General features: G+C 41.1%; 12 protein-coding genes. 2 read left to right on the forward strand and 10 right to left on the reverse strand.

Going from position 1 to position 10,884, the window contains the following annotated elements; all coding sequences use genetic code 11:
- Window positions 1–243: 243 nt before the first annotated feature.
- The 6 genes from F3H01_RS09820 to gap form a co-directional block, all read right to left on the reverse strand.
- Window positions 244–390, reverse strand: coding sequence for a DUF2625 family protein (locus F3H01_RS09820; RefSeq protein ID WP_508610228.1), 147 nt, complete (start codon window positions 388–390; stop codon window positions 244–246).
- Complete coding sequence (locus tag F3H01_RS09825) at window positions 369–527, reverse strand: DUF2625 family protein (protein ID WP_508610229.1); 159 nt, start codon at window positions 525–527, stop codon at window positions 369–371. The genes F3H01_RS09820 and F3H01_RS09825 overlap by 22 nt, the downstream gene beginning before the upstream one ends.
- Window positions 528–765: 238 nt before the next feature.
- Complete coding sequence (gene fabI / locus F3H01_RS08685) at window positions 766–1,584, reverse strand: enoyl-ACP reductase FabI (protein WP_149716490.1); 819 nt, start codon at window positions 1,582–1,584, stop codon at window positions 766–768.
- Between the two features lie 250 nt (window positions 1,585–1,834).
- Window positions 1,835–2,512, reverse strand: coding sequence for a triose-phosphate isomerase (locus tag F3H01_RS08690; RefSeq protein WP_149716491.1), 678 nt, complete (start codon window positions 2,510–2,512; stop codon window positions 1,835–1,837).
- Complete coding sequence (locus F3H01_RS08695; RefSeq protein ID WP_149725508.1) at window positions 2,509–3,711, reverse strand: phosphoglycerate kinase; 1,203 nt, start codon at window positions 3,709–3,711, stop codon at window positions 2,509–2,511. The genes F3H01_RS08690 and F3H01_RS08695 overlap by 4 nt, the downstream gene beginning before the upstream one ends.
- A gap of 16 nt (window positions 3,712–3,727) precedes the next feature.
- Window positions 3,728–4,726 (reverse strand): type I glyceraldehyde-3-phosphate dehydrogenase, encoded by a 999-nt coding sequence (gene gap, locus F3H01_RS08700; RefSeq protein WP_107709860.1) that lies wholly within the window; start codon window positions 4,724–4,726, stop codon window positions 3,728–3,730.
- A 79-nt stretch (window positions 4,727–4,805) separates the two neighbouring features.
- On the opposite strand from gap, the gene nadD reads away from it, so the two are divergent.
- Window positions 4,806–5,687, forward strand: coding sequence for a nicotinate (nicotinamide) nucleotide adenylyltransferase (gene nadD / locus F3H01_RS08705; protein WP_149725509.1), 882 nt, complete (start codon window positions 4,806–4,808; stop codon window positions 5,685–5,687).
- Here nadD and F3H01_RS08710 read toward each other — a convergent pair.
- The gene (locus F3H01_RS08710) at window positions 5,671–6,654 is read right to left on the reverse strand and encodes a YeiH family protein (RefSeq protein ID WP_149725510.1); all 984 of its coding nucleotides are present in this window, start codon (window positions 6,652–6,654) and stop codon (window positions 5,671–5,673) included. The genes nadD and F3H01_RS08710 overlap by 17 nt on opposite strands.
- Before the next feature lie 103 nt (window positions 6,655–6,757).
- Here F3H01_RS08710 and F3H01_RS08715 point away from each other — a divergent pair, with 103 nt between their 5' ends.
- Window positions 6,758–7,693 carry a sugar transferase gene (locus tag F3H01_RS08715; RefSeq protein WP_149725511.1) on the forward strand — a complete coding sequence of 312 codons (936 nt, stop codon included), beginning with the start codon at window positions 6,758–6,760 and terminating at the stop codon, window positions 7,691–7,693.
- Window positions 7,694–7,698: 5 nt separating this feature from the next.
- Here F3H01_RS08715 and F3H01_RS08720 read toward each other — a convergent pair whose 3' ends face one another.
- The 3 genes from F3H01_RS08720 to F3H01_RS08730 form a co-directional block, all read right to left on the reverse strand.
- On the reverse strand, window positions 7,699–8,442 hold the full coding sequence (locus F3H01_RS08720; protein WP_149725512.1) for a glycosyltransferase family 2 protein: 744 nt from the start codon (window positions 8,440–8,442) through the stop codon (window positions 7,699–7,701).
- The gene (locus F3H01_RS08725; RefSeq protein ID WP_103588449.1) at window positions 8,439–10,097 is read right to left on the reverse strand and encodes a sulfatase-like hydrolase/transferase; all 1,659 of its coding nucleotides are present in this window, start codon (window positions 10,095–10,097) and stop codon (window positions 8,439–8,441) included. Before F3H01_RS08725 ends, F3H01_RS08720 begins: the two co-directional genes overlap by 4 nt.
- A partial coding sequence (locus F3H01_RS08730) for a glycosyltransferase (RefSeq protein WP_188116370.1) occupies window positions 10,072–10,884 on the reverse strand: 813 nt, incomplete at its 5' end. The genes F3H01_RS08725 and F3H01_RS08730, both read right to left, overlap by 26 nt.

A 10,884-nucleotide genomic window follows, 5' to 3' on the forward strand; every position in this document is an offset into this window, starting at 1 on the left:
AATGGAAGCATCATGCAAATTTATTAGACGCTCTTGAAGGCAAAATTGAAAAATTCATTCATGCAAATATCATCCTTTTTCATATTTTTTAGTCTTAGACTTACGTTGGTATCTTGCCAAAGTATCGGCAGCAATGCAAACATCACCTTATCAAGGCTAAAATTTCTTACATCCTCAGGCCAGCCATCCTAGTGACAAAGCTTGTAAAATTTAGATATATCGCCGCAAAGCACCCAGTAAAAACTACGAGTAGCCAAGCTGTGCATCTTCCCATTTGCCGCTATCTAGCGAACAGTAAAAGATATTGCCGGCTTTGCCACCAAAGGCACCGCCGTTTATCACGAAAAATTTATACAAAACATCGTTTGTCACGGACAAATAGCTAGACATCTGTCTACCTCGCTAAAGCTTTTGCCAAGGTTAAAGCTGTAAATTTTGCACTTCATCTGCTCGCATCCTGAACCAAGCAGGCGCAACCAACCGCCATCTACCACGATACCACCACACCCATAAACAAGCGCACCCATCGGCGATCGAGTGGCTACTTGAAGCCCAAAAAAATCGCTCTTTGCGCCCTGCCCTCATCGCGAGGCAAAATTTCATAATCGTTTTTGTCCTCTTTTAGCCACTCTTTTATCAGTGCCCAGCCTGGCCTATTGCGTCTATAAGCTCATCTAAAGCTCATATTGTCTGCCCTTGCGGTAAATTTAGTGAAATTTTAAAGAAGAGTTTGGCGAGCCGCCCCGCCAAATTTGTATCAGTAGATTATTTTGCGTCCCAAGCTAGGATCGTGTTGCCCTCGGCGTCGGTAGCCACGTCACCCATGCCCATGATGTTATAGCCGCAGTCTACGTAGTGAACTTCGCCTGTTACGCCACTAGCTAGGTCGCTAAGCAGATACATAGCGCTGTTGCCGACATCTTCAGTTGTGACGTTGCGTTTTAGCGGGCTATTTACTTCGTTGTAACGAAGTATCATCCTAAAGTCGCCTATTCCGCTTGCGGCAAGCGTTTTAATTGGGCCTGCGCTGATCGCATTTACACGGATATTTTTAGCACCAAGGTCGTGTGCTAGGTAGCGAACTGAGCTTTCAAGTGCCGCTTTGGCAACGCCCATGACGTTGTAGTGTGGCACAAATTTTGGTCCACCAAGGTATGTAAGAGTAAGCACTGAGCCACCCTCTTTTAGCACCGGTAGGACCGCACGAGTAAGGCTTAGTAGCGAGTACACACTAGTTCCCATCGCTATATCAAATGCCTCTTTTGTCGTGTTTACAAACTCGCCTTCTAGCGCTTCTTTTGGTGCATAAGCCACTGCATGCACGATAAAATCGATCTCGCCAAGATCTTTTTTGATTTGACCCGCAAGCCCATCTAAATGTGCCTGATTATTCACATCAAGTTCGTAAACAAATTTGCTACCAAACTCCTCTGCGATTGGCTCTACACGTTTTTTTAGCGCATCGTTTAGGTAGGTAAACGCCATCTGCGCACCCTGGGCGTGACAAGCTTCGGCGATGCCGTAAGCGATGGATTTAGCGTTAGCGACGCCGACGATGAGGCCTTTTTTACCTTTTAAAATCATTATTTCTCCTTTAAAATTTGCTTGGCTTTTGAGTGCTTTTTAGCAAAATCGCCAAAAATCATCTCAAAAATCCTTCGCAATTTGACTTAAAAATTTTGCAATTCAAATTTAACAAAACGTCAAATTCTAAACATAAATCGATAAGCGGAAATATCGCTAGGCGGATTTAAATGTTTCGCAGTAAATTTCGTCCCGAGACTAGGCAAGTAGCCTGTCGCAGACTTAAAATTTCCAACTCATTAAAAGACGCTCACGAGACGACGCGTATAAGCTCCAAAAACTTCGTTGCGTCCCAGCTCGCCGTACCTACTAACACTCCGTCGCAGTTTGCTATCCCAGCAATCCCGCCGATATTTGCGGCATTTACGCTACCTCCGTAAAGCAGCGGCGTGCTCGTCTGCTCGCGGATGAAATTTAAAATCTCCTCTATCTGCTCTGCGCTCGCGCTCTTGCCCGTGCCTATCGCCCAAATTGGCTCGTAGGCGATCAACAGCTGCTCGTAACCAAGGTCGATATTTTTTAGCTGATTCGCTAGAAACTCCTTTGTGTGACCTGCTTCGTTTACGCTCAAATTTTCGCCGATGCAGTAGACAATCTGCCAGCCCGCCTTTACTGCGAAATCAAATTTAGCTCGCAAAAGCTCCTCGCTCTCGCCAAGCTCGCGCCGTTCGGAGTGCCCGATCAGCACACTTTTTACGCCAAACTCGTCCAGCATCGCCTTGCCGATCTCGCCGGTGTGAGCGCCACTTTCGCAAGGGTAGAAATTTTGCGCGCCGAGTTTAAATTTATGAGCCGTAAGATCAAGCGCGCTAAACGGAGGAAATACCGTCACGTCGTCATTTGCGCTTAAATTTGCGTCTAAAATTTCAGCGTATTTAGCAAAGCTCGCTCTCGTGTGATTGCATTTTAAATTTGCTAAAAACCTCACTCCACAGCCTTTCTAAGCGGTTTTATGCCTGGCAGCTCCTTGCCCTCGATAAGCTCCAAGCTCGCGCCGCCTCCGGTCGAGATAAAGGTCATCTCGTCGGCATCTCCCGCGCGCTCGACGACGTCGGCCGTATCGCCGCCGCCAACGACCGTAGTCGCGTGTGTGTCGATGATAGCGTGGCTCATTTTGATACTGCCTTTGCTAAATTTATCCATCTCAAAAACGCCCATCGGCCCGTTCCACCAGATGGTTTGCGCGTCGGCGATGACCTCTTTAAAGAGCCTAATCGACGCCGGTCCGATATCTAACCCCATCCAGCCGCTAGGTATTTCTTGCGCTGGGACGAATTTCACCGCACTTTCGGCAGAAAACGTCTGAGCCGCAACAACGTCTACTGGCAGGTAAATCTTAACGCCAAGCTCCCTGCCCTTGCGCAAAATTTCGCGCGCATCCTCGATGAGGTCTTCTTCAAGAAGCGAATTTCCGATATTTTCGCCGAGAGATTTTAGAAACGTAAATGCCATGCCACCGCCAATTATGAGCTTATCTACGCGTGGCAGAAGGTTATGCAAGGCTTGCAGTTTGCCGCTTACCTTGCTGCCGCCCACGACCGCCACGAATGGACGCGCAGGGTGTTTGATGAGATTTTGAGCGAAATTTATCTCTTTTTGTAGCAAAAATCCCGCCGCCTTGTGCTTCTCGTCGTAAAATTTAGTGATCGCCTCGACCGATGCGTGAGCCCTGTGGCAGACGCCAAATGCGTCGTTTATGTAAAATTCGCCAAATTCTGAAAGCTCTTTTGCCAAAGCTTCGTCGTTTTTGGTTTCGCCCTTTTCAAAGCGCAAATTTTCAAGAAGTAAAATTTCGCCCGGTTTTAGTGTGGCGACTTTGGCTTTGGCGTCCGCGCCGACGACGTCCTCAGCAAATATCACGTCTCTATCAAGCAGCCTTGAAAGCCTCTTTGCCACGCCTCGCAGCGAAAATTTCTCCTCAAAGCCGTTTTTAGGTCGCCCCAAGTGACTAGCTAAAACCACGCTGCAGCCGTTATCCAGACAGTAGCGGATAGTAGGGATCGCCGAGCGGATACGGCGGTCGTCGGTGATGTTTAAAAACTCGTCCATCGGCACGTTAAAATCGCACCTGACAAATACCTTCGCGCCGCCGAGCTCAAGGTCGTTGATCGATAAAATTTCACTCATTTTTAGCCCTTTAAATTTATTTCGTAGCCACGATCTTAGCTAGATCCACAAGCCTTGTCGAGTAGCCCCACTCGTTGTCGTACCATGCAAAGACCTTCACCATATCGTCTGCGATTACCTGCGTAGTGTCGCTCGCTACGATGCTGCTGTATGCGCTCGTGCAAAAGTCGCTGCTAACCCTATAATCGTCATCGACGAATAAAATTCCCCTTAAATTTGACTCAGCAGCCGCCCTAAACGCCTCGTTTATCTCCTCTTTGCTAGCAGGTCTTTTTAAAACCGCCGTTAGATCGACCATCGAGACGTTAGCGACCGGTACGCGCACGCTTTGTCCGTGCATCTTGCCGTTTAGCTCGGGAAGTACTTTTGCGATCGCTTTTGCCGCTCCGGTGGTCGTAGGCCCGATATTTAGGGCTGCAGCGCGCGAGCGGCGGAAGTCTTTGGCCTTTACGTCTACTAGGCTCTGTCCGTTCGTATATGCGTGGATCGTGGTCATGAGCCCCTTTACGATGCCGAATTTATCGTTTAGCACCTTTGCCACTGGAGCTAGGCCGTTTGTGGTGCAGCTTGCGTTTGAGACGATCGCTTCGCCTGCGTATTTATCATCGTTTACGCCGACTACAAACGTCGCCGTGTCGTCTTTTGCCGGAGCGCTCATGACGACTTTTTTGATGCCGCGAGCTAGATAGGGCTCACATTTTTCAGTGGTTAAAAACTTGCCCGTACACTCCAAAACCACGTCTGCGCCGTAGTCTGCGTAGCTAAGCTCGTTTAGATCTCTTGTTGAAAAAACTCTTATCTTTTTGCCGTTTACTTCTATAAAATCGTCGCTTATCACCTTAACGTCTTGCTTAAATTCGCCGTGCACGCTGTCGTATTTGAGCAGATAGCGCGTCATGTCGCGCGTCGCCGTGTCGTTGATAGCGACAAGCTCAACGTCGTCTCGCTCTAAAATAATACGAGCAGCGCACCTGCCGATACGCCCGAAGCCGTTTATTGCTACTTTAACTGACATCTTAGCTCCTTTTGATATAATTACGCCTAATTCTACAAAAAAGAATTTTAAAACAAATATAAACAAGGCACTTTAATAGATGAAGTTAGCACTTTTTGGCGGGAGCTTTGATCCGGTTCATTTAGGACACGATAGCATTGTGAAAATGGCACTAAGTGGCCTAGATATCGACAAGCTCATCATCATGCCAACTTTTATAAGTCCCTTTAAGAGCGAATTTTCAGCTCCGCCAGAGCTTCGCCTAAAGTGGATAAGAGAAATTTGGGGCGGCCTAGAGAAGGTCGAGATCTCAGACTATGAGATAAATTTAGCTCGCCCAGTGCCTACCATAGAGACGGTTAAGTATTTGTATGAGAAATTTAAGATAGAGAAATTTTATCTCATAATAGGCGCTGACCACCTAGCTACGCTTGATAAGTGGCACGGCTATGAGGAGTTAAAAAATTTAGTGCAGTTTGTGATCGCTAAGCGCAATCACATAGAAATTCCGCAAAATTTACAAAAAATGGACGTGCACGTGGATGTTAGCTCGTCGCAGATCAGGCATCAAAAGGGGCTTGATGAGCTGCCTAGCGAGATAAAAGATGAGATTATAAATTTTTACCAAGGATTAAAGATGCAGGAAAGATCGATGCAAGAGCGCACCGAAAGTATAGTTAAGGTTTTAGACGCAAAAAAGGCTGAAGAGATACAAGTGTTTGATATGAGCGGGGATGATTATTTTGTAAAGGCCGTATTTATCGCTACTACGCTTGGCGAGAGGCACGCTTACTCGCTGGCTGAAGATCTAAAAGAGGAGCTTAAGCCTCTTGGGGAGAAATTTATAGGTACGGAGAGCTCGCCTGACTGGATCGTGATGGACCTTGGCGACATTTTGATACATCTTTTAAGCCCAGCCTACAGGGCAAAATACAACATCGAAGAGTTTTTGCAAAAACTAAAAACTAGCAAAGAGTCTTAACAAAGACAAGCGATGAGCAAATAAGCCATAAAAATATAAAAAATGCTAGCAAAAATGGCTTTTTGCCCGTCGCTTTAAAAATGCTTCTATCTATCCCAAACCCCAAAGCACACATCGCGACGCAAAGGCAGATACTAGCGGCTAGCTTTAAAATTTGCACCAAATTTTCAGGGAAAAATGGCAAAGATCTAACGCATATCGCCACTAAGAAAAATAGCGCAAACCATGGTATGCTCTTTAGCTTCGAGCCAACACTATTTTGGCTTAAATTTAAGAAATTTAACAAAAACAAAAATGGTACTAGCATGATGACGCGAAGCATTTTTATGATGACGGCGGTGCTGCTTGCTGTGCTATCAAATGCCGCCGAGGCTGCAACTACGTGGGCTACTTCGTGAAGTGAGCCACCGATAAAAAAGCCAGTTTGGTGTGGCGTGAGAGCTAGAAATTTAGCGATAAATGGATAGATAAACATGCCAATAGTCCCAAAGAGCACCACCGTGCAAATGGCGATAGCAAGCTTATTTGCGTCTGCTTTTATCTCATTTTGAGTAGCCATAACAGCAGCTGCGCCGCATATACTTGCCCCTGAGCCAATGAGCACGGCGCTATCTTTGCTAAGTCCCAAGGCTTTAGCGGCAAAAAGTGCAAAGCAAAAGGTCGCAAATACCATAAACGCTGCATATATCACACCAATGGTGCCGACACTTGCAATCTCGCCAAGGCTTATGTTAAAGCCAAAAAGTATGATGCCTAGCCTTAAAATTTGCTTCCCAGCGATTGCTACGACGCCACTACTTTTTAAAATTTGAGTTTGTTTGGTGAAAAGATTTGCAAAAATGGCACCTAAAATGATAGAGATGATGAGCGGGCTGGTGTGAAATTTAGCCAAGACAGTGTTTGAGAGTGCAAAAGAAATAGCACAAATCAGCGCTAAAACAAGCACAGCGAGAAATTTATGAGACATATTTTAACCTTAACTCTTTTTTTAAAAATGCAATTAGCACGTTTGGGTATAATTAGACGAATTTTATAATGCAAATTTAAAATAAAGATAAAGGGATAGGCCTATGATCATCCTTGGCGAAAAATATACTTTCACCAAACTCGAGCTAGAGAAGCTTGGGAAGAAATTTGGCCAGGTGAATTTTTTATCCCCTGAAAATAGCGACGCTAAAGCTTTGCGAAGTGCGCTAGAAAATCTCATAAAATCAGGCAATCAGAGGCTAATAGTGCTAAACACCCAAAAGCCCGTTGATAACAAATTGGTGAGATTTCTCACGCTTTTACAGTTTAAGACGAAGTATAAAAAGATAAAATTTCTAAACGTAGAGAATTTTTTAGAAATTTATCTGCACAAATGTTATATCCCAGAAAATGGCGAAAATCTTAATTTTTTAGATGAGATAAGGCCTTATAGTGCCTTTGATTACGCACTGAAGCGAATGATCGATTATGCTGGCTGCTTAATACTTTTCATCTTGCTTTTTGGCCTAAAATTTTATGTAAAAAGAAAGATAGATGAGCAATCGCCTGGAAGTCTTTACTTTTTACAAAGTAGAGTTGGGCTGGACAATAGAGAATTTGAGTGCATAAAATTTCGTTCGATGATGGAAGATGCCGAGAAAGATGGAGCAAAATTTGCTAGTGAAAATGATGAGAGAGTGTTTGAGTTTGGCGAATTTATGCGTAAAACTCGCATCGACGAGGTGCCGCAGTGCCTAAATGTGCTTCGCGGGCAGATGCATCTAATAGGTCCAAGACCAGAGCGAAGGTACTGGATAAATTTCTTTGAAAAAGAGATCCCTTACTACAACGAACGTCATATCGTTCGCCCAGGGATAACTGGCTGGGCGCAGGTAAACTACCCTTATGGCTCAAATACAAACGACGCCAAACAAAAACTCATGTATGATCTTTATTACATCAAACACTGGTCACTTTGGCTGGATATAAAGATCATAGTAAAAACCATTGCAATTGTATTTGAGAAAAGGGGAGTTTAGCCTATTTATTTTTTGTATTTAGTTACCCCATTGTAGGCGTAAAATACAAAATAATATAAGCTTTTTAAAAAGCTTAGCTTCTCTATATCTCTATAAATTTTCCACTGGTATTTGGCTGCTTTTACCTTGTTTGAAGATACTGAATTTTTACGAATTCTATAGGTAGCCAGTGGCTCCGAAATACCCTTAGTCTCGCCAATAAGCTTTAATATTTTCAACCATAACCCATAATCTTGTCTTTTCAAGATCAGTGGCATATATTGTTTACCTATTTTTTTTGTGTCATATATTGCAGTTAAGCATCCCACACTGCATGTTTTTAACATATCAAAATATGAAATTTTATCTTTTGTGATAAAAACACCTAAGTGTTCATTATCCTCTCCAACAAGCCTATACGAACTATATGTAAAAGCCAGATCATTATCATGCATAAAATTTATTTGAGTTTCAAGTTTGTTTGGCAGCCACACATCATCAGAGTCTAAAAAAGCTATATATCTACCACTTGCAGCTTCTATAGCCGTATTTCTAGCCACAGCTGGACCGCTATTTTTTTGTAATTTTATTAATTTTATACGGCCATCGCTATCAACATACTTTGTTATTATCTTATTTGAATCATCTGGCGAACAATCATCTACAATTATTAGCTCCCAGTTAGAATATGTTTGCGCCAGAACGGACTCTATTGACTCTATAATAAATTTTTCAGAGTCATATGACGGCATAATAATAGTAACGCTCATTGCGCACCCTTGTCGTCAAATGCATTTTTGTATCCATTACCAAAGACATTACCAGAATAAAAAGATCTGACTTGTTCTCCGCTGACACTATCACTGAAAAAACTATAGTTGTATTTATGATAAACATCTTTGTCATACCCCATCAAGTCCAATATAGATGGAAAAATCATAAAATGGCTATATATATTTTTATCAAATTTATATTTACTAGTGATGTCTTTTGCAAAAAGCAATATAGGAACAGTTGCCGTTGTCTTTGGCGGATTTAGCTCCATTCCATAGTGCATAGTAGTGCCGCTCTCTGCTATATTGATCCCATGATCAGAAGTATAAATAATAATCGTATCATCCAAAGATATATTGCTTAATAATTCTTTAAAGAACCCATCCATACTCCATCTTAGGCTATTTACATATGTGTTTATAGCTCTATCCCTATTGCTAAATTCAACCGACTCCATGTTTTCAAGGACGGGTGAAAAGGTGGCTGAATTTTCTGGATAGTTCATCTTCCATGGAACATGAGAGCCATATTTCACGATATAAATAAAATTATGGTCATTTGATGATAGTATTGTCTTTATTTTTGGTATCAACTTTCTATCCAAATAATAAAATGGTTTTCTATCTTTAATAGTAAAATACTCATCTATGTATTCTAGATCGTAGCTAGACATAAAATTTTGTAGTTGCTGATACTCCACCTGACTATCTAGATAGTATGTGTGGAAATTTGCATTTTTTGCATATTGAAATATATTAGGGATTGCCAATGTAGCAAATTTATTATCTGGCAAATCTCGCATCTGGACACCATTTCTTATTATGTATTGAGATGGCGCAGAGTTATTGCCACCAGAAGAAGCTATGCCCAAACTAACGACATTATCATATGTATCAAGAAAAGGAGTGGTCTGCATGTTAAATCCATTGATAGATAGATAATCTCCCCTTACACTTTCATCAACAATTAAAATAATATTCTTATATTTTGCAGCACCGTCTGGACGGATAGTTAAAGCATCCCTTGCTTTAAATTTGATATCAAAATAGCCATTATGTTTAGCTGCGTATATATACATAGGTATTTTTGTAAAAAATGGATACTCATATGCTGCATACGCTGACTTATTAAAGACCATATATGACCCAACCAATGAAAGTGGCAGCATAATAATTGGAATGTAGAAAAATTTAATATCTATAAATTTTCGTATAATTTTTATTGTAAACAAGACAGTTACAGATATTAGCAGTGAAATTATTATTGCCCCAGAATAAGCCCAAAAAGCACCTAATATATGAGATGTTTCATGATAGGCAAGTACTATCTGGTGCATAGAAATTCCAGTACCATTCTTATCAATAAGATAATATACGATATCCACATTAAGTAAAATAAATAATGCAAATATCAAAATTTTAAATATCACACCATTTTTCATAAATAAGATAAATATAAGATTAGCAAATACAAACAAGTAAGATGCAACATATATTGATACTTTTAGCAACCCCTTAGGTCCATGCGGTTGATACAGCACATCCATAATATTAAAAAAAGCAAAATTACTCAATGAATTTATGCCAACAAAAACAACAAGCGAACATAAAAATAATAACAAATATTTACTCAATAATTTTTTTGTAATCATGGACCAAATCCTCTATACTATTTAAAGTTTTATGCTTTACATTTTTACTGTTTTTAGCATCCAGGATCGCTTGAGACAATCCAACTATATCACACTTTCTAACGATTTTACCATACTCATCATTACCTATCAACTCTTTTGATCCGGCCTTAAAATCAAAAGATATGATTTTAAGATTATCAAAGACCATAGCTTCAGCTAGCGCATTTGGATATCCTTCGTATAGTGATGTAAAAGCAAAAATATTGGCTCTTGATAGATATTTATATGGATTTTTCCTATATCCCAATAAAAAAACAAAACCACATAACCCCAGCTCAGAAATCAGCCTCTCCAAATACTCACGCAAGGCCCCTTCTCCAATTATCAAAAGACAGTAGTTTGATCTACTTGGTAACATTGCAAATGCCCTAATAAGATACTCTTGTCCTTTTTGTTTATCCAGTCTACCAACATTAACAATAACCTCCTTTTCAGCAAAAAGAGGAAGCAACTCTACTTCTATCTCCTCTTTTCCAAGCCTAGTAATAATTTTAGCATCATAAGCATTTTCTATAACTGTAATTTTATCTCTATCACAATTATAAAATTGAACAAGCCCTTCTTTAATATCTACAGAATTGCAAGTAATGGCATCAGCCTTATTATAAAGTACTTTTATGGCGTTATTAAAGAAATTTTTTTTAAAATCATGCTCAAAAAAATCTTTTGTATATATTCTTTCACTTATGATGCTTTTAAATTTTTTAAATAGCAACTTAGACAAACAATTTATTATGTTTGAGCG

It is taken from the genome of Campylobacter concisus, from assembly GCF_902460875.1.
Lineage (GTDB): Bacteria > Campylobacterota > Campylobacteria > Campylobacterales > Campylobacteraceae > Campylobacter_A > Campylobacter_A concisus_AA.